Consider the following 19,108-nt stretch of genomic DNA (forward strand, 5'->3'; position numbering starts at 1 on the left):
GGCCGCTAGGCGGCGCTGACCGCCTGCCGATACGCGGCTGGCGCCACGCCGACACTTTCGCGAAAGCGATGGCTGAAATGGCTGGCGTTCGCATAGCCGCATTGCTCCGCGACATGGGCGAGCGGCAATCTCGTGGTGCGCAGCAGCGTGCGGGCGCGTTCGAGCCGTTGCTGCGCGATCCATGCAGCAGGCGGCAGTCCGAACGACGTGCGGAACATACGCGCCAGATGAAATTCCGACAGTGCCGCGACCCCGGCAAGCTCGCCGAGCGTGAGCGTTTGCGCGAGATGATTCTCGATGTAGTCGCGCAAGCGCCGCCGGGTCGCGACCGACAGGCCGCCCTTGAGCGACGCGTCCGTGCGGCGCACGCCCTGGGCGCGCAGCAGCAGGCTCAATACCTGATGCGCGGCTTCATTGGTCCGCAGCAGGCCGTCGGGGTCCTGCCAGTCTTCATTGGCGAGCGATTGACACAGGCTCGCAATGCGGGCGTCTTCGAAATAGGTGCGGTCGGCCAGCGTCAGCTCGCGCGGCTCGCGATCGAGTTCCTGCACGGCGCGCTGCGTGAAATGTTCGGGCAGGAAGTAAAGATGCATGAAATGCATGTGGCCGCGCACCCACCAGCGCGATTCATGCTCGCCGGGCAACGCGCAGAGCCGCGACGGTGCGCCGTAGCGCCCGGGCATTTTCTGACGCTCGGTGCGATAGCCGCCATCCAGATAGCACGACAGCGTGTGATGACCGGGCCGCTCATAGATGGTCTCGGCTTCCTCCGTGTCGCGGGTCCAGACCGCAATGGCGAGCCGGTCGCCCAACCACGCGAAGCGTTCGAGATTCGCGTTGGCGTTCTGCAGCGTGTGACAGACCGACTGAAGGCCGAACGGCGTTTCGGTGGATTCGATCACGGAGGCAGGCGGTCTGGCGTTCACGGAAACGAGGGGGATGCATTTGATGACAGGGTAAGCGTCAGTATAGGGCGAGCGCTTACCGGCCGTGCGTCTCCCCGAAAAAGTGCGCAATCCTGGACAAGTGCGGGCGCCGGCGTTGCAGCATAGTGGAATTCTCGCTTATTGCTGCTGCAGGCTTCGTCATGAATCTTTCGCTCTATGCCGTCACCGTGCTGATCTGGGGTACTACGTGGATCGCGATCAAATGGCAATTGGGTGCGGTGCCGCCGCCGGTGTCGATCGCGTGGCGTTTCTGGATCGCCGCACTGGTGCTGTTCGCGCTGCTGCGCATCATGCGCCGGCCGATCTGGCCGCCGCGCGCCGCATGGCGCTTCCTGGCCGCGCAGGGCCTGGCGCTCTTCTGTCTGAACTTTCTGTGCTTCTACTACGCCGAACAGGTGGTGCCGAGCGGGCTCGTGGCGGTGGTGTTCTCCACCGCGCCGCTGCTGAATTCGATCAACGGCCGGCTGTTCATGGGCCGTCCTTTGCAACCGTCGGCGATCGCCGGGGCGGCACTGGGGCTCGTCGGCATTGTTTGTCTGTTCGTTCAGCAGATGGCGGGGCACCTGGGCGACCACACGGTATGGTTGGGACTCGCTATCGCGTTTCTTGGCACCTTGTGCTTTTCGGCCGGCAATCTGCTGTCGAGCCGGATGCAATCGATGGGCTTGCACCCGTTCGCCACCAATAGCTGGGCCATGTTGATCGGCGCCGGCATTTTGACGGTGGGAAGCGCGCTGGCCGGTTTTTCGTTCGCGATCGAACCCGACGCGCGTTATCTTGGCGCGCTCGCCTACCTGGCGATCTTCGGCTCGGTGATCGGCTTTACCGCGTACCTGATGCTGGTCGGACGCATTGGGCCGGAACGGGCCGCTTACTGCACCGTGCTGTTTCCGATCGTGGCGCTCGCGGCCTCGACGATATTCGAGGGCTACCGATGGTCCGCGTTGGCGGTGTTCGGGCTTCTGCTGGTGGTGGCGGGGAATCTGGTGGCATTCGATCTCACGCGGCGACTCTTCGCCCGGCGCGTGAGGGTGTCCTGATGGCGTTCTGAAGGGATGTTCTGAGGCCGTAGCACCTCAATCGGCCGCCGTCCACTCCGGCCGCTTGCCAAGGCTGTCGAACAGTTCGAGTATCGTCGCCTTGACCTTCTGCACGGCATTGCTCAGCAAGGCCGTGTCGTGCCAGCAGAGTGACAGCTCGCGCGAGAAAAGCGGGTGATCGACTTTGGCAAGCTTGAGTTTGTGCTCATCGAGTTCGACGTGCGCAGCCGTCCACGGCAAGATCGTCACGCCTAACTTTGCCATCACCGCGGCGAATAAGAGCGCGGTTGAACTGGCTTCGAACAGAATTTCGCAGGGCAGCCCGGCTTCGCGCAGAGCCCATTCGACGCGGCTGCGAATCGTGTTCGGCGCACTCGGCAGGATCAGGGGCATACGCCCGAGTTCGGTGACAGACACCGGCTCGCGCGGCATCTGAAACTCCGGCCACGCAATCAGATAGAGCGCCTCCGTAAGCAGCCTTTGCGCGGCGACGCCGCGCGTTTCGACCGCATCCACCACCACCGCCAATTCCACCCTGCCGCTGCCGATCAGGCTGCCGAGTTCCGCGCTCGGTGCTTCGAGCAATTCCAGCGCGATGCCGGGATAGCGGTCGCGAATCGTGCGCGCAAGCGGGATCGCCACCATGCGCGCCGTGCTCGACGGCATGGCGACCGAGACTTTGCCCTGCGGCAGCTCGGCGTCCTGCCGCAGCAGCTCGCGTGTGCTGTCGGCTTGCCGTAGCAACTCGATCGCGTGCCGGTACAGCGTTTGCCCGGCTGCGGTGGGCGCCACACCCTGCACGCTGCGCTCGAGCAACTGCATCTCCAGATCGCGCTCCAGATTACGCATCTGCTGGCTGATCGCGGGCTGGGCGATATGCAGCGCTTCGCTCGCGCGCGTGACGTTGCCGCACTCCACCACTTTGACGAAATACCGCAGTTGCCGCAGATCCATGGTCCTCGCTCGCTCCTTCATCCCATAACGAAATCCGATTGAGCTAGAGAAATATCATATTTTTATATTATCGAGCGCGTTCTTATACTCAATCCACAAAAAAACCGAAGCTAACTGGGTCGGCATGCTCTGCATGGGACCCGAGTAAGCGCTTTGCACGGGACCAGAGTACGAGCTTTGCATGGGACCTGAGTAGCGCGCTGAAGCGCGAACTCAGGTCGACAGCTAAAGCGCGAACTCAGGTCGACGTGCGTTGCATGGGACCAGAGTAAGCGCTAAAGCGCTAACTCTGGTCGACACAGGAGACAAGAATGTCCAAAGCGATCGCTGTATCGACGCCCGGGCTAAAAGCCCGGCGCACGCCTCTCACCCGCGAGCAGATCGGCGGTTTCTGGGCGGTTTATTCCGGATGGGTGCTGGACGGCGTGGATTCCGTGATCTACGCGCTGGTGCTGATTCCGGCGCTCACTGAGTTGCTGCCCAACTCAGGTATTGCCGCGACGCCCGGCAATCTCGGCATGTATGGCTCGATTCTGTTCGCGCTGTTTCTGATCGGCTGGGGCCTGTCGTTCATCTGGGGGCCGCTGGCCGACCGTTTTGGCCGGGTCAAGACCTTGGCCGCCAGCATTCTGATCTACTCGGTGTTCACCGGTGCCGCAGCGTTTGCGCACAACGTCTGGGAACTGGCCGCGTTCCGGCTGATTGCCGGTATCGGCGTGGGTGGCGAATGGGCGCTGGCGGGGACCTATGTCGCCGAGAGCTGGCCGGAAGATCGCCGCAAGATGGGCGCCGGCTATCTGCAGACCGGCTACTACGTCGGGTTTTTCCTCGCCGCCTTGCTGAACTACACGGTCGGCGCGACCTATGGCTGGCGCGCGATGTTCCTGTGTGGCCTCGCCCCGGCGTTGCTCGCGATTTTCACGGTGCTCAAGGTGAAGGAGCCGGGTCAGTGGCGCAAGGCCGCGCATGGCGTCGGTCAGACGAACGCCGACGCGCTGCCCAGGCGCCGGCCGCTGATGGAGATATTCGCGCCCGCGTACCGGCGTCGAACGTTGACGAGTGCCAGCCTGGTGGGTGTCGCGATCATCGGCTTGTGGGCCGGGTCGGTCTACGAAGCGAGCGCAGTCGTGACGCTGGCGACGCGCGCCGGCATCGACCGCGTGGGCGCCGTGCATCTCGCGTCGATCGGGGCGGCGGTGTTGTCGGTGGGGACCATCTTCGGGTGTCTCGTCGCGCCGTGGCTCGCGGAACGTTTGGGGCGCCGCGTCGCGCTCGGAACGTACTTTGCCGGGATGGCCGTGTCGATCGTCTTCGCCTTCGGCTGGGTCTTCTATCTGCCGAACGGACTCAATCTGTTCATGGTGTCGCTGCTGTTCCTCGGTTTCTTCGGCGGCAATTTCGCGATCTTTTCGCTGTGGCTGCCGGAGCAATATCCGACCCGGATACGCGCTACCGCGTTTGCCTTTAATGCGTCGGTGGGGCGTCTTCTCGGCGCCGGCGTCAACTTTCTGCTGGCTGCCGCGATTCATTGGCAAGGCTCGCTCGGCTTGCCGATTGCGTGGACTGCGGTGGCCTTTGTGATCGGCTTGCTGATCTTGCCGTTCGCTGTCGAGACCCGTCATCAGACGCTGCCGGAATAGCGCCTCGCCGCGCGATCTGTTCGCACTGTCCCCACGGGGCATCAGACACTGAGGGCATGGCGCGGGCGCATCGCTCTTGCCATCCGCAGCCGTCGTCAATTCGTTGGAGAACTGAATGCAAGCGTTACAGGGAATCAAGGTCGTCGAACTGAGCCGCGCGTTGTCCGGGCCGTTCTGCTCGATGGTGCTGGCCGATCTCGGCGCGGACGTCATCAAGGTCGAACCCGGTCCGGGCGGCGATATGAGCCGAACCTGGGGGCCGTTCGACCGGGGCGTGAGCACCTACTATCTGTCTTGCAACCGCAATAAGCGCGGCGTGTGCATCGACTTTCGCAACCCGGAAGGACTGGCCGCGATTCACCGGCTGATCGACGACGCTGACGTGGTGATCGAGAACTTCAAGCCTGGCACCATCGACAGCATGGGGCTCGGCTATGAGGTGCTCAGCGCGCGCAATCCGCGGCTGGTGATGGGCAGCATCAACGCATTTGGCGCGGATGGGCCGATGAGCAGCTGGCCGGGTTTCGACCAGATCGCGCAGGGTTATTCCGGCCTGATGAGCCTGACCGGTTTCGCCGATGGCGACGCCACGCGCACCGGCACCGCGATCGGCGATCTGAGTTCGGGCATGTGGCTCGCGATGGCGATCCTGTCGGCGTTACTGGAGCGTGAGCGAACCGGGCGCGGCCAGCATGTGAGCACGTCGTTGCTTGCGAGTCTGGTGGGGCTGCTGAGCGTGCATGGTCAGCGCTACCTGAGTCTCGGCGACATTCCGCGCCGCACCGGCAACGCGCACTCGGTGATTGCGCCGTACGGCGTATTCGAAACCGCCGACGGCCCGCTCAACATCGCGCCGATCACGTCGGACATGTGGCTGCGTTTGTGCCAACTGCTCGAATTGCCTGCGTTGCCGGACGATCCGCGCTTCGCGACCAACGAAGCCCGCGTTGCACATCGCGATGAATTGAAGACTGCGCTGGAAGCCCGTCTGAAGACGCGCAGCAAACGCGAGTGGACCGAACTGTTTATTGGCGTGGGATTGCCGGCAGGGCCGATCAATACATTGGACGAAGTGTTCGCCGACCCACAGGTGCAGCATTGCCGGTTGGTGGAAACGGTCGAGCATCCTGCACTCGGCGCGTTGCGCCAGGTTGTGACGCCGGTCTCGAGTTCGACGGTAACCGGCGAGGTTTCGCAACACATCAGCCGGCACGCGCCGCCGGGCCTTGGCGAACATACTGTCGATGTATTGCGCGAGGCAGGTTTTGGCGAGGACTCGATTCAAGCGCTGCTTGCCGCAAAAGCGGTGCATCAGCAGGGCGAGTATTTGCCGCCTGAGAAGGCTTTGGAACGCGAGGCTGGCGTTGCACAATGAGCAGCCAGAAAATACCGAAACATGCTGTAAAGGTCACATCATGAATACACCGAACGCATCGCCGATTACCGTAACAGTTGAGATAGTGGATGAACGGATCGCATGTTTGACGTTCAGTCATCCTACGCGAAGGAACGCGCTCAGCGCGGAGCTGTTGCAAGCGCTCGATTCGCACCTGTGCAAGCTTGCCGAGCAGCGCGTCCCAGTTGTGATACTTGGCAGCGGCGTCGGGCAGGAGGTTTGGAGTGCGGGTCACGACCTTGGCGAGTTGGCGCACGACCGCGATCCGATCGCGCACGGCAAGCCGTTGGAGCAGGTATTGCGCCGCGTGCGCGCGTATCCGGGTGTGGTGATCGCGATGGTGTCGGGCTCTGCGTGGGGCGGCGCGGTGGATCTGGCGATGAGTTGCGACCTCGTTGTTGCAGACGGTAGCGCGCGTTTTGCGATGACGCCGGCGAACATTGGTTTGCCTTACACGACGAGCGGCTTGCTGCGATTCTTCAACAATGTGCCGATCCACGTGCTGAAGGAAATGTTCTTCAGCGCACAACCGCTCGACGCCGTGCGCGCCGAGCGCTTCGGCGTGATCAACCGTCTGGTCGACAGCGACAAACTGGAAGCAACGGCACTTGAATTGGCGCGCGGAATCGCCAGCAAAGCGCCGCTGGCGATCCAGGCAGTGAAGGAACAGCTTCGGATTCTTGAAGATTTTCAGCCCATGCCTGTTCAGGCGATGGAGCAGATTGCCGAACTGCGGCGGCGGGCATGCGAAAGCGCGGACTTTAGCGAAGGGTTGGCAGCGTTCTCGGAGAGGCGGCCGGCGGTGTTTGGTGGGAAGTAAATGACGGCAAGGCGGCGCAAGCCGCGGCTTCAAGCCATGCGCGGCCGGATCCGGCCGCGTCCGTCAGGCAAAGAAGTTAAGCCGTGCGCCGGTCTTCGCTCCATCCCGGCGAGAAGGCCGCGAATGCCGCCAGAGTTGCGGCGCTCGCATACGTCACCAGGCCCATGGCGGCAACGCACCACAACGCCGTCGACACATGCGGTGCCAAAGTCGTCGCCGCCCCCGCCATTGCGACGCCGACAAGGCCCCCTGCCTGGCGCAACGCATTCAATAATCCCGAAGCCACGCCGGCCAGTTCGCCGGGCACCTGTTCCAGCACTGTCGAAATCATCGGAGGCACCGACAATGCGGTGCCGCCGCCGAACATCACCATCGCGGCATACGTGATGATCCACGGCGCGCGCCATTCCAGGCTCATCACCATCGTCGGCACCGCGACGGCGGCCAGTACGAGTCCCGTCGTCATGAACTGCGTCGCACGGAAGCGCCCATGCAACCTGCCCACCAGCACATTGCCAAGCGACAGACTGCCGGCCAGCGGCAACAACGTAAGACCGATCTGCCGGGCGTTGAACCCAAACTCGCCGTGCAGATACAGGCTCAACTCGAACAACAACCCGAAGTAGCCGACGTAGACCAGCGTCCCCATCGCATTCATCGTCACGAACAGGCGGTTGCTGAACCACTCGACGGGCACCATCGGATGATGCGCGCGCCGCTCGACAACCACGAGGGTCGACGCAGCCAGTACGGCGAGCAGCGCCGCGCCCCACACCTCGCTGGCAGCGATCCCGCGCGAGGGCAATTCGATCGCGGCATAGCAGAGTGCGCCGAGCGCGACGATGCTTGCCAGTTGGCCGCCCCAGTCGAAACGGCGGCCCACGCTGCGGGTCGAATGACGGACGACGATCCATGCACCCGCGAACGCAACGAGACCGGTCGGCACGTTGATCAGAAACGCGCTGCGCCAGCCGAACCCTTGCACGAGCAGGCCACCTAGCACCGGCCCGATCGCCGCCGCTATCGACGCTATTCCCGCCCACGCGGCGATGGCGCGGCCGCGTTCGACCGGGTCGTCGAACGTGCTGCGCACAATGGCGAGCGACGCTGGCAGGAATAACGCCGCGCCGCTGCCCTGCACGAAGCGCGCGGCGACCAGGGCGCCGACGTTCGGCGCCAGTCCGCAAGCCGCGGAGGCGGCGACGAACAGCGCGAGGCCCCACAAATACACCGCCTTTGCGCCGAACCGGTCGGACGCGACCCCGCCGGCGAGGATCAGCGCAGCAAAACTCAGTGTGTAAGCATCGACGATCCATGCCAGACCGCCCACCGAGGCGCCCAGACTCACGTGCATCGCGGGCAGGGCGACGTTGACGATGGTGGTGTCGAGCACGGCCATGAACATCCCGCTTGCCACCAGCGCGAGCGTCAGGCCCTGCCGCTTCGCGGCGCGTTCTGCGTCGGCAAGCCTGGCGGGCAGCGGTTGTTCAGCAGCGCATTCGGTCATCGCGCGTTTCCTCGGCGTAGATCTGCAATCAAATCGATCGACGAAGTCTAGTCACATACGCGCATGCAATAAAGCAGTGATTTCGCATGTGTATGATGCAAATATGCATCACGAATGGGGCCGTCAATGATCAACTGGGATAACGCACGATTTTTTCTTGCCGTGGCGCGCACGGGGACGCTGCGCGGGGCGGCGGCACAACTCGATGTCGATCAGGCAACCGTCGGCAGGCGAATCGCCGCGCTCGAAGAAACACTTTCGACGACGCTGTTTTTGCGCACCCCCGCCCTGTTCGTGCTGACGCCGGCCGGCGAGGCCTTGCTCGGCGCGGCCGAGACGATGGAGCAGGCGGCCTTGTCGATCGAGCGGCGGATTGCCGGACTCGACGATCGGCTGGCGGGCACGATCCGCGTCGCCACCACCGATTCGCTCGGCAAACGCTTCGTGGTGCCGGCCATCGCGAAGGTACGGCGCGCCCATCCGGGCATTGAGATCGTCTGCGTGACGTCCGCGCAGATCAGCAATCTGACACGGCGTGAAGCAGATGTAGCGATCCGCACGCTGCGGCCCGACGCGCCCGATCTGATCGCGCGCAAGCTCGCGCAACTGGAGGTCGGCATTTACGCATCGCGCGAATACATTGCCGCCCGCGGCGAGCCGCGTGAAGGCGACGCGTTCGAGGGGCACGATCTGGTGATGTATCAGCAGCCGGCTTTACCGTCGAAGTGGGCGGCTTTGTGCGGTGAGCCGACTTGCCGCGGGCGTCTGGTGTTCCAGACGCAATCTACCGCGATGCTGTTCGAAGCGGCGCTTGCCGGTTTCGGTTTTGCCGAGCTGCCGTGTTTTCGCGCCGACTACGAACCGGAACTGGTGCGCGTGATGCCGCATCGCGCGGAGCCGTTCGATGTCTGGGTCGTCGCGCACGCCGATCTGTACAAGACCGCGCGCATACAGGTGCTGATCGCGGCCGTGGCGGAGGAATTCGCGCAGGCGCGCTGAGGCGCGCCTGCTAGTGCGCCGCAGCGCTCATTGGCCGCCCATGCGTTCGCACGATGCCGTATCGACTCCGTATAGCCGTTGCTGCGCGTCGAGCACGGGCCAGAACGGCGGTTCGGCCGGCGGCGGCGCGGCCTTGACCATGCCCGGCGCGTTGTCGAACACCTCGGCGAGCCAGTCGACAAAGGCGCGCACGCGCGGCGAAATCTGCCGGCTTTTCACGTACGTCACCGAGATGGCGACGGGCGTCGGCTTGCACTTCGGCAGCACCTCGATCAACTGCCCGGATGCCAGATACGGCGCGGCAGTGGTGCGTCCTGGCTGAATCAGCCCGAGGCCTTCAAGACCGCAGGCGAGATACGTGTGTTCGTCGTTCACCTGCACGAAGCTGTCCACTTTCACCTTGCTCGCTCGCATGGCCACGCTGAACTCGAAATCCACGCGGCGGCCGCTTTGCGTCGACAGCCAGTTCACCGCGACGTGACCCGAGAGCTCGTCGAGATGCCGCGGCGCGCCGAAGCGCGCGAGATACGCCGGGCTCGCGCAGGTGACGCGTTCGAGCAGTCCGAGACGGCGCACGAGCAGCCGGGAATCGGGCAACTCGCCTAGCTCGATGCTGCAATCCACGCTTTCGCCAGCCGGTTCGAGCGCGCGCTGACTCACGCCGAGCGCCAGTTCGACATGCGGATGCAGCGCACGGAACGAGGCCAGAGCAGGCACCACGATCGACGCGGCGATCATTCCCGGCATCGCTACGCGCAAGCGGCCGCGCAGATTCTCCGGACGGTTGAAGAGGCCCGATTCGACTTCTTCGATGGCGGCGAGAATCTGCGCGCAGCGCTCGTAGTACGCGGCGCCTTCGGTGGTCACGGTGACCTTGCGCGTCGTGCGTACCAGCAATTGGACGCCAAGCAGGGACTCGAGCGCCTGCACGGTGGTTGTCGCAGTGGCCCGCGGAATCTCCAGCGACTCGGCGGCGCGCGTGAAGCTGCTGGCATCGACGATACGCACGAAGATCCGCATGGCCTGGACTCGATCTATCACGATGCTTCTCCGGTAAGGCGCGGGTGCGGACGTTGACGGGTCAGTCCGGCAGCGAGCAGAGGCGCCAGCGCGAATGTCGCGAACAGCCAGAGCGCGGTGTGTTGCGCCCCTGGCAGCGGGGCGAGGGTCGTCAGACCGGCGCCGTTCGCGACGAGACCCGCGAGCGCCGAACCGAACGCCATCGCGAACAGTTGAATGGTGGTGATCGACAGTGACGCGAGGTTCTCTTCGCCCGGCTGCGCGGCGGTAAACACCCGGGTGAGCAGATGCGGCCAGCCGATCCCGACACCCAGCCCGACGCTCGCGAGCGCCGCGCACAACGCGAGCGTGCCAGGCAAGCCGTCGAACAAGCCGGCTATCGGCATCAGCCACGCGAGGGCGGCGAGTCCGAGTGCCGCAACCACCGGGCCGGCGCGGCTCAAGCCCTGCGCGAAGGTGGCGGAGCGGCCGGCGCTGAACATCGAGCCGACCGACCAGCCGGCCGCCATCAAGGCGGTCAGATAACCGGCGGCCAGCGGCGAACGCCCGTGGATCGTCTGCAAGAAATACGGCACGAAGATCTCACTGGTCACGCCGATGCCGAGCAGACTCATGCAGGCATAGATGCTGCCGATCCGCGTGCGAATCGAGAACGAGCCGCTTGGGAACAGGCGGGTCGGCGTGCCGCTGCGTTCGAGTCTGGCGAGCAGCCAGACGAAACCGAGGCCGGCGGCTACGCCGAGTGCGTTCCAGCGCATGTCATCAGTCAGTGCGGCGAGCGAAATCACCAGCACCGACGCGCCGAGCAGGCCGACCTTGAGCAAGGGGATCGGCTGGGCCGCGTCGCCGTGGGCACGTTTGCCGTCGACCTCGCGATGCACGATCACAGCCAGCAGCAGCACGACCGGCAGCAACACCCAGAACGCCAGCCGCCAGTCGCCGAGTTGCGCGAAGATGCCGCCGACCGCCGGCCCGCACAAGGTCGCCACGCCCCACATGCCGGATACCAGTCCCATCGCGCGTGGCCACAGGCGCTCTTCGAACACCACGCGAATCAGCGCATAACTGAGGGCGAGCAGAATGCCGCCGCCGAGACCCTGCAGCGTGCGGCCGGCGAGCATCCATGGCATTGACGGTGCGCACGCGCACACCACGGTGCCTAACGCGAACACCGCAAGCGCGGCGAAGTACGCGGAGCGCGCGCCGAGTACCGCGAGCAGTCGTACCGACAACACCGAACCGAGAATCGACGCGACCACGAACAGCGTGGTGTTCCACGCATACAGTTCGAGCCCGCCGATGTCATGCACGACCGAGGGCAGGATCGTCGTTGCCACGTACACGTTGGTGGCATGCAGCGCGACGCCGCCTGCGAGACCCAATGCCTTCCAGCCGTTGCTGCCGCTGAGCAGATCGCTCCAGACGGGACCATCCGATTGCAGATTTTTCATATCATGGACAGCCGTGCGAGGCTGGCTTATTATGCAAGTATTGGCTTGGATAATAATGTGCTCCGATGAGATATGCAAATGAAAGCTTGGAAAATTCGCCGGCGAGCGCGCAGGCCGTGACAACCGCCGCGCCGGTGGACCGCATCCTGAATCTGCTGAAGACGCAGGGGTTTTTGTCGACCGCGTCGATCGCGGGCGAACTCGGCATCACGGTCGAAGCCGCGCGGCAGCAGATCCAGAAGCTATTGACGGGCGGCTTGATCGAAGGGCGCCAGGCGTCGCAGGCCGGGCCGGGGCGGCCGAGTCAAAGCTGGGGTTTGACGGCAGCGGGTAACGCACGCTTTCCAGACACGCATTCGCAATTGACCGTGCAATTGCTCGGTTCGATCCGCCAGTTATTCGGCGAACAGGGACTCGACAAATTGATCGACCAGCGCGCCATCGAAACGCGCGCGAACTATCTCTCGGTGCTCAAGCCGATCAAGAGCCTCAAGGCACGGCTCGCCCGGCTCGCGGAGCTTCGCAGCGCCGAGGGCTATATGGCCGAGTTGCATAAAGACGGGCGCGACTGGCTGCTGCTCGAGAACCACTGCCCGATCTGCGCGGCGGCGCGAACTTGCCAGGGGTTTTGCCGCACTGAGTTGCAGCTGTTCACGGAGATCGTCGGCGAGGAAGGTTCGATTGAGCGCGAGGAGCATGTGCTTTTGGGTGCGCGGCGCTGTGCCTATCGCGTGCGGGTCAAAAGCAGTAACGTCCATGCGATGAAGAATCGCTGACGTGGATCGCGCTGGGTCCGATCACGAATGGACGGCAGCACACGATCGGTATATAACAACGTGAAAGGATGGCTTTGTTCACCGATGCTTCAAACGGAGAGATGTTTCATCATGACGCAAGACGCAACGCCTCAGCCGCCTCAAGACGACCGGCCCGATCTGGAACACCTCGATGCCGCGCTCAGTCACGTGAATCAGCAGGTATCGTCCGGCAGTATCGCTTCGGGCGCCGCAAAGGGCATTCTGTACAGCCTCATCGAAACGCTCGGCGCATTCGTCGGCGACCCCGACCTGCCGGAGCACGCACGTTCGGGTTACGAGGGACTTCTGGAAGCCGCTCGCGAATTGCGCGCGAAGCTGGAGCACTGAAGCCGGCGTGATCCGGATCGCAAGCGCCGCTTCATTTCGGCGGTGTCTCACTCTGTGATAAAAAGGCGCATTGTTTATAACATTGCGCCTTTTTTATGCTTTCCTCGTCTGATATCGCGTTGCTGGCGATCGGCATTATCGTCGTACTGATTACGCCGGGTCCGACCAACACGTTGCTCGCGGCAGCCGGTTTGCGCCAGGGCCTGCGGCGTTCGGTGCCGTTGATCGCCGCTGAACTGGCCGGGTATGTTGTGTCGATTTCAGTGTGGGGACACTTTCTCGCGCAAGCCGGGCACGCGTTGCCGTGGTTACCGTCGCTGCTGCGCGTGGCGGCCGGCGTGTACATCGCATATCTCGCCGTCGATATGTGGCGCGCGGCGGTGGCCTTGCCCGATTCGACGCAGCGGGCAAGCGGCATGCGCACGCTATTCGTGGCGACGCTGCTCAACCCGAAAGGGCTGTTGTTCGCGGGCACGATCTTTCCCGCCGCCGCGTTCGCGTATGTTCCTGCCTATGCCGTAGCGATGCTGATGTTCGCCTGCCTGCTGGTGCCGATCGCGCTTGCGTGGATCACGTTCGGCGCGGCGCTTGGCAGCGGCAAACTCAGCTGGTTGAATCCGGTGAAGATGCAGCGCGGCGCGTCGATTGTGCTGGGCGTGTTTTCCTTGTCGCTCGCATGGGCGGCGCTGCATTAAGACCGCGTGTTGCAGAGCGCGGATGCTGCGCGGCTACGCGTCTATCCTGCTGTCCGTGTTCAACGCTTCAAGCCATTGCGGCGGCGCGGAGGCAATGTCCAGTTGCGGTGTGCCGTGCCAGTCCGCACAGCGCTGCAGAGCGCGGCGCAGATCGCCTGCCAGCCTCGCGCTGAATCGCACGCCGGGTTCAATGTGCAGCGATTTCAATTCGAACACGCCACTGGTCCGATGCGCCTTCGCATCCACGCGGCCGACGAGGCGCCCCCGGCTCAAAAGCGGCAATACGAAGTAACCGTACTTGCGCTTCGCGGCGGGTGTATAGCATTCGATCGCGTAGTCGAAATCAAAGAGTGCGGCGGCCCGCTTGCGGTCCCACACCACCGGATCGAACGGTGACAGCACCGTAGTGACGGTTGAAGCGAGCTTGCCGGTCGCTGCGTCGTCGATCATCGGTGCGAATTCATGATGGACGAAAGTGTCCTGCTTCCAGCCTTCCACTTGCACCGGGATCAACTCACCCTGGTCGGCGAGCGCACTCAGTTCGTCGCGGTAGGGACGGCGCGGCAGCCGGTAGTAATCGGCGACCCAGTCGGCGCGTACCACGCCGAGTGCGCGACAGGTTCGGCGTAACGCTTCCGCGGTTGCGGTTTCCCGCGGCGGCAGGTCGCGCGCGTCGTCCCAGTCCGGCAACACGCGTTCGGTCAGATCGTAGACGCGATGAAAATTGCGCCGCTCGGCCACCATCAGTTGCCCGATCGCAAACAGCACTTCCAGGTGGCGCTTCTCTGGCTTCCAGTCCCACCAGCCGTTACCTTTACCCGCCTCGCGAGCGAAGTCCGCTGATCGTACGGGGCCTGTCGCACGGATATGGGCGAGCAGCTTGTCGATGTCCTTGCGATGTTTCTTGTGCCACTCGGCCGCGTATTTCCAGCCCATCTCGCTCGGGTCGAGCATGCGATGGCGCAGCAGACCGTAGTCTTCGGTCGGGACGAAGCAGGCTTCATGTGACCAGTATTCAAACAGCTTGCCTTCGGCGAGATGCTCATCGAGCCATTGCTGCGGATACGCGCCAAGCCGGCTAAAGAGCACGAGATACGGACTACGCGCGACGACGTGAATCGTGTCGATCTGCAATTGCGCCATGCGGCGGATGGCGTCGAGCACGTCGGTCTTGACGGCTTTGCGGCGCGGCGGTGTCAGCAAACCTTGTGCGGCCAGATGCAAGGTGCGCGCGGCGGATAGAGGGAGTGTCTTCACGCGGGCGTCGTTCACGGTCTTGAGTCACGAGCTTAAGTCAAGGGCTTAAGTCACGAGCCTGGGTCAACCCGTGACTGCGATGGGAGCGGACACGAGGTCCGACCTGGATCAGCAGCCGCTACTGTAGCGCGATTACGTAAAACGAATCGGCGTGTGGCCCGACCGGCGCATCGCGCCGTGCAAGGCAAGACGGCCGAACGGATTTTGCCGATCTCACCTGTGGTGCTTGTCCCAGCCACGGTGGCGACCATGGTCATGACCGCCACGATGCCCACGGTAGTAATCGCCGCGGTACCCATAGCCGTACACGGGTCGCACAGGCGCATAAACCACCGGCGGCGGCGCATAAATCGGCGAGGGCGCATAAACCACGGGCGGCGGAGCGTACATGGGGCCGGGTGTGTTGACGAACACGCCGACGTCCACCCGTGCCAGGGCCGAGGTCGATGCGCAGGCGGCGGCAAGGCTGAAGACGGCGATAACGAACGCGCGTTGGATCATGCTTCTCTCCTCCCATGCAAGATTGCGAAAAAAGTCAGCCATTCACTGTCGAATGGCTGACGGCAATCTTACGGAACAGAAAGAAAGGCAGGTGAAACCAGTTGAAGGCGTGTGTAACAGCAGATTACCTGGCGGGCCGCTCAGAGCGGCACCGGCAGGCCCTGCCATACGCCAGAGAGACCGCTCAAGCCCCTAAAGCGACCGCTTCTCCCGCCGATACCGCCAGCAGTTGATGGATCTGCGCGACCACCGCCGCGCCTTCTCCGACCGCCGCGGCGACGCGTTTCGTCGAACCGGCGCGCGCGTCGCCGATCGCATACACGCCGTCGACTGTCGTTGCGAGATCGCAAACGGATGCGCCGTCCACGCTGGTGCCCGTTAGCACGAAGCCCTTTTCGTCGAGCGCCACGCCGCAGGTGCGCAGCCAGTCGGTGTTCGGATCCGCGCCGGTGAACAGGAACAGATGCCGCGTATCGAAGCTTTCGGTGCCGTCGGGCAGCGGTTTCTTCAACACGACCGACGAGAGGCCGATTTCGTCTGCCTCGAGCCGGCCAATTTCCGAATTCGGATGCACGAACACATTCGGCAGCGAGCGGATCCGGTCGATCAGATAGCGCGACATGGTGGCTTCAAAGCCGCTGCGGCGGATCAACACGTGAACCTTGGCTGCATGTGTCGCCAGATAGACGATCGCCTGGCCGGCTGAATTGCCGCCACCCACGAGCACGATCTCCTGACGCTTGCACAGCTTGGCCTCGACTGGCGATGCCCAGTAGTAGACGCCGCGCCCGTCGAAGCGGTCGAGGCCTTCGAGCGCGGGGCGCCGATAGACCGCGCCGCTCGCGATCACAATCGCGCGGGAGGTGATATGTCCGCCACATTTGAGCTCGAGCCGGTACGGCGACTCTCCGCAATGCAGCGCTTTCACATGCACCGGAATCGCGACGTGCGCGCCGAACTTCTGCGCCTGCACGAAGGCACGGCCCGCCAGTGCCTGGCCGGAAATGCCGGTCGGAAAGCCGAGATAGTTTTCGATCCGCGAACTGGCGCCGGCCTGGCCGCCCGGTGCACGGCTGTCGAGCACGATGACCGAAAGGCCTTCGGACGCCGCGTACACGGCGGTGGCGAGGCCGGCCGGTCCCGCACCGACAATCGCGACGTCGTACACATGCGAATCGTCGAGATCGGGCAGCAAGCCGAGGCAGGTGGCGAGTTCCGGCATGCTCGGATGACGCAGCACCGAGCCGTCCGGGCAGATCACCAGCGGCATGTCTTCCTGCTGTGCGGCGAACTGTTCGATCAGACGCAGCGCGTCTTCGTCGCGTTCGTCGATCACCGAATGAGGATGGCCGTTGCGTGACAGGAAGCCTTGCAACATCACGAGCCTCGAGTCCCGGCTATTGCCGATCAGGATCGGTCCGCCCGCGCCTTTTTCGATCAGCGACACGCGCCGCAGGATCAGCGCGCGCATGATGCGCTCGCCCAGTTCGGCCTCGGCGACGATCAGCGCACGCAGCTTGTCCGGCGGGATCAGCAACGCGTCGACGGCATTCACCGCCATACCGTTGACGAGCGCGGGCCGCCCGGACAGTTGCCCGACTTCGGCGAGAAAATGCCCGGTGCCGTGTTCTGCAATCACGACCTCGCGCCCGATACCATCGCGCTGATAAACCTTTACACGTCCATTCAACATCACGAACATGCCCGGGCCGGTGTGGCCGGTTTCGAACAGCAGCTCACCGGCTTCCCAGTGGCCCACCTCGCCGAACCGGCGCAGACGATCGATTTCCGCGCATGTGAGTTCGGGGAACATCTGATGCATGCGCGTCGAGAGCGACGAAAACGGCGCGTCGGCGACAACGGCTTGTTGCCCTTCTGCTTCTTGAGTCGACAGCATTGAACCGCTCCTTCTGTGTTCATCCGGATTGATCGACACGGGGGGCGAAGCGGCGCGGGCGCCGATGTGAATGCGCTGCTGCGCTACACGGCCTTGGGCGCGATGTCGTCGTCGACCGCCACTTCGGGCGGTGGCATGCCGGGCAGCGCATCTACCGTCCTGCCCGAGTCGCGCCAGGCTTCCATGCCGCCGCGCAGCGGCAGCACGTCGGCGAAGCCGGCTTCGTTCATCTGCTTGGCCATCCATGCCGCGGATATTTCATTTGGGCACGAACAGTAAATCACCACCTTCTGATCGTGCGGGTACCTCGCCACGATCTCGTCGAGTTGCCGCTCGTCGGCAAATTGCGAGCCCGGAATCACGAACGGATCGAGCGCGCGCTTTTCCTGCGAGCGGATGTCGAACAGCACCGGCGTTTTGCCGGCTGCGACCAGCTTCGCCAGCTCGTCGACTTCGATTCGCTGCGTCGCCAGCTTGGAAATCAGCTGACGCCGGCGGATCCAGCGATAAGCGGCATACAGCAACAGCAAAGCGACGGCCACCAATGCGGCCGTGCGGCCGAGGCGTCCGGCCATGGCGAACAGCATGTCGATCTGCCGGGCGAACAACGCGCCGATGATCAACCCGGTGCCCGACCACAAGGCTGCGCCGATGCCGTCGTAAGTGAGAAACGTGCGGTAGCGCGCGCCCATGGCGCCGGCCATCGGAATCGACACGATCGACAGGCCCGGCACGAACTTCGCCACCGCCAGCACGCGCACACCCCAGCGGCCGAAAAAGCGTTCGGTCTTTTTTACACAGGTATCGCGCGACAGCGAAAGACGGCAGATCGTTTTCAGCGTATTGCCGCCGTACAGCCGGCCGGCGAGATACCAGGCGCTGTCGCCGATCAGCGTGGCGAATATCGACAACACCAGCACCGGCATCAGTTGCGTGCCCACGGACCCGGGATGCATGGCCGCCATCGCCCCGAACAGCACGAGCGACGGCATCGCGGGCACCGGCAGCCCGAGCGAGGCGGCCAGCACGTTCGCGAAGACGAGCGCCGGTCCATATTGCTCGACGAGATCATGTAGCATCGGCTTACATCCGCAGCCCTTTCGAGCGCGGCGCTGGTAGGAAAAGCAAGGGAGAATGTAAAGATTATGGACGCATTTTCAAGACGTGCAAACGCCCGGCAAACAGGTCCGCTATCCGGAGGTTGAAAGCCCGGGCGCAACATGCCACGCGGATTAAAAGCGGGGAATAGAAGCGCGAATCGAACAAAGCGAAATTAATTGCAGCATACGCCACAAGCGGGTGGCGAATAACGGGCTACGGACGCCCGTAGGGCGTCTCGCAGTACACAAACCAGGCTTGGTAGAGCAGAGGCCGCGTAAGGTATTTATTGCGTGTGACGAGCGTAATGCCGCGCGCCAGCTTTACTGGCGGTGATTGTGTTGTTCGCCCGGCAACTCCGCGCCATGCGCGCGAATCGCCGCAATCAGTTCGGCAGGCGTGATTTCGTAGCGCACTTCGCGGTGAATGCCTGGCTTGCGCTCATCGACCTCGATCAGAAGAATGCCTTTGCCGTCTTCTGTCGATTCGAGGCGCAGCGAGCGGAGTTCGCGCGCCGTTGCGTCGTCGTATTCGGTGAGCAGGGCCATTGACCCGGAGGACCCGGTAGTGCGCATCGAGGTTGTCCTTGTTCCGTTGTTGATCGAACCATTGTACGGGCAGGCTCGCGCGCCGTCTGTCGCGCCGCGCTCACATCTGGGAATCTGCCCGCCCACCTATCTGCCTGCCGGGCGCCGCGCTGTACTGGCCAATCGCTGGCGCGGCCCGCTGGGCAATGCGAAC

General features: G+C 63.8%; 18 protein-coding genes. 8 read left to right on the forward strand and 10 right to left on the reverse strand.

The window, feature by feature from the left end:
- Positions 1 to 5 precede the first annotated feature (5 nt).
- Positions 6 to 926 carry a helix-turn-helix domain-containing protein gene (locus tag BCY88_RS16050; protein ID WP_120345237.1) on the reverse strand — a complete coding sequence of 307 codons (921 nt, stop codon included), beginning with the start codon at positions 924 to 926 and terminating at the stop codon, positions 6 to 8.
- Positions 927 to 1,087: 161 nt separating this feature from the next.
- On the opposite strand from BCY88_RS16050, the gene BCY88_RS16055 reads away from it, so the two are divergent.
- On the forward strand, positions 1,088 to 1,987 hold the full coding sequence (locus BCY88_RS16055) for a DMT family transporter (RefSeq protein ID WP_120345238.1): 900 nt from the start codon (positions 1,088 to 1,090) through the stop codon (positions 1,985 to 1,987).
- Between the two features lie 36 nt (positions 1,988 to 2,023).
- Here the strand turns inward: BCY88_RS16055 and BCY88_RS16060 are convergent, their stop codons facing one another.
- Positions 2,024 to 2,941, reverse strand: coding sequence for a LysR substrate-binding domain-containing protein (locus BCY88_RS16060; RefSeq protein ID WP_120345239.1), 918 nt, complete (start codon positions 2,939 to 2,941; stop codon positions 2,024 to 2,026).
- 311 nt (positions 2,942 to 3,252) lie between these two features.
- On the opposite strand from BCY88_RS16060, the gene BCY88_RS16065 reads away from it, so the two are divergent.
- From BCY88_RS16065 to scpB, 3 genes are all read left to right on the forward strand, one after another.
- Positions 3,253 to 4,581 (forward strand): MFS transporter, encoded by a 1,329-nt coding sequence (locus BCY88_RS16065; RefSeq protein WP_120345240.1) that lies wholly within the window; start codon positions 3,253 to 3,255, stop codon positions 4,579 to 4,581.
- Between the two features lie 115 nt (positions 4,582 to 4,696).
- On the forward strand, positions 4,697 to 5,956 hold the full coding sequence (locus BCY88_RS16070; RefSeq protein ID WP_120345241.1) for a CaiB/BaiF CoA transferase family protein: 1,260 nt from the start codon (positions 4,697 to 4,699) through the stop codon (positions 5,954 to 5,956).
- 40 nt (positions 5,957 to 5,996) lie between these two features.
- Positions 5,997 to 6,797, forward strand: coding sequence for a methylmalonyl-CoA decarboxylase (scpB, locus tag BCY88_RS16075; RefSeq protein ID WP_120345242.1), 801 nt, complete (start codon positions 5,997 to 5,999; stop codon positions 6,795 to 6,797).
- Between the two features lie 76 nt (positions 6,798 to 6,873).
- Here the strand turns inward: scpB and BCY88_RS16080 are convergent, their stop codons facing one another.
- Positions 6,874 to 8,304 carry an MFS transporter gene (locus BCY88_RS16080; RefSeq protein WP_120345243.1) on the reverse strand — a complete coding sequence of 477 codons (1,431 nt, stop codon included), beginning with the start codon at positions 8,302 to 8,304 and terminating at the stop codon, positions 6,874 to 6,876.
- Positions 8,305 to 8,433: 129 nt separating this feature from the next.
- Between BCY88_RS16080 and BCY88_RS16085 the strand changes: the two genes are divergently transcribed.
- Positions 8,434 to 9,303, forward strand: a complete 870-nt coding sequence (locus BCY88_RS16085) for a LysR family transcriptional regulator (RefSeq protein WP_183081382.1) — start codon at positions 8,434 to 8,436, stop codon at positions 9,301 to 9,303.
- Between the two features lie 27 nt (positions 9,304 to 9,330).
- On the opposite strand, the gene BCY88_RS16090 is transcribed toward BCY88_RS16085, so the two are convergent.
- Both BCY88_RS16090 and BCY88_RS16095 read right to left on the reverse strand, forming a co-directional pair.
- Positions 9,331 to 10,344: a LysR family transcriptional regulator gene (locus tag BCY88_RS16090; RefSeq protein ID WP_120345245.1), complete on the reverse strand. Its 1,014-nt coding sequence runs from the start codon at positions 10,342 to 10,344 to the stop codon at positions 9,331 to 9,333.
- A complete protein-coding gene (locus BCY88_RS16095; protein WP_120345246.1) occupies positions 10,341 to 11,774 on the reverse strand; it encodes an MFS transporter in 1,434 nt (477 codons plus the stop codon). Before BCY88_RS16095 ends, BCY88_RS16090 begins: the two co-directional genes overlap by 4 nt.
- 65 nt (positions 11,775 to 11,839) lie before the next feature.
- Between BCY88_RS16095 and BCY88_RS16100 the strand changes: the two genes are divergently transcribed.
- From BCY88_RS16100 to BCY88_RS16110, 3 genes are all read left to right on the forward strand, one after another.
- Positions 11,840 to 12,550 (forward strand): helix-turn-helix transcriptional regulator, encoded by a 711-nt coding sequence (locus BCY88_RS16100; protein WP_120345247.1) that lies wholly within the window; start codon positions 11,840 to 11,842, stop codon positions 12,548 to 12,550.
- Positions 12,551 to 12,661: 111 nt separating this feature from the next.
- Positions 12,662 to 12,919, forward strand: a complete 258-nt coding sequence (locus BCY88_RS16105; protein ID WP_120345248.1) for a hypothetical protein — start codon at positions 12,662 to 12,664, stop codon at positions 12,917 to 12,919.
- A 95-nt stretch (positions 12,920 to 13,014) separates the two neighbouring features.
- Positions 13,015 to 13,614 carry a LysE family translocator gene (locus BCY88_RS16110; RefSeq protein ID WP_120345249.1) on the forward strand — a complete coding sequence of 200 codons (600 nt, stop codon included), beginning with the start codon at positions 13,015 to 13,017 and terminating at the stop codon, positions 13,612 to 13,614.
- 33 nt (positions 13,615 to 13,647) lie between these two features.
- On the opposite strand, the gene BCY88_RS16115 is transcribed toward BCY88_RS16110, so the two are convergent.
- The 5 genes from BCY88_RS16115 to BCY88_RS16135 form a co-directional block, all read right to left on the reverse strand.
- Positions 13,648 to 14,871 carry a winged helix-turn-helix domain-containing protein gene (locus BCY88_RS16115; RefSeq protein WP_120345281.1) on the reverse strand — a complete coding sequence of 408 codons (1,224 nt, stop codon included), beginning with the start codon at positions 14,869 to 14,871 and terminating at the stop codon, positions 13,648 to 13,650.
- A gap of 213 nt (positions 14,872 to 15,084) precedes the next feature.
- Positions 15,085 to 15,372: a hypothetical protein gene (locus tag BCY88_RS16120; protein WP_120345250.1), complete on the reverse strand. Its 288-nt coding sequence runs from the start codon at positions 15,370 to 15,372 to the stop codon at positions 15,085 to 15,087.
- Positions 15,373 to 15,556: 184 nt separating this feature from the next.
- Positions 15,557 to 17,269, reverse strand: coding sequence for an FAD-dependent oxidoreductase (locus BCY88_RS16125; protein WP_120345251.1), 1,713 nt, complete (start codon positions 17,267 to 17,269; stop codon positions 15,557 to 15,559).
- 83 nt (positions 17,270 to 17,352) lie between these two features.
- Entirely contained in the window at positions 17,353 to 18,348 is a 996-nt protein-coding gene (locus BCY88_RS16130; RefSeq protein ID WP_120345252.1) for a DedA family protein/thiosulfate sulfurtransferase GlpE, read from the reverse strand.
- Positions 18,349 to 18,690: 342 nt separating this feature from the next.
- Positions 18,691 to 18,942, reverse strand: coding sequence for a hypothetical protein (locus tag BCY88_RS16135; RefSeq protein WP_007178686.1), 252 nt, complete (start codon positions 18,940 to 18,942; stop codon positions 18,691 to 18,693).
- Between the last annotated feature and the right edge of the window lie 166 nt (positions 18,943 to 19,108).

Source organism: Paraburkholderia fungorum, from assembly GCF_003610895.1.
GTDB classification, from domain to species: domain Bacteria; phylum Pseudomonadota; class Gammaproteobacteria; order Burkholderiales; family Burkholderiaceae; genus Paraburkholderia; species Paraburkholderia fungorum_B.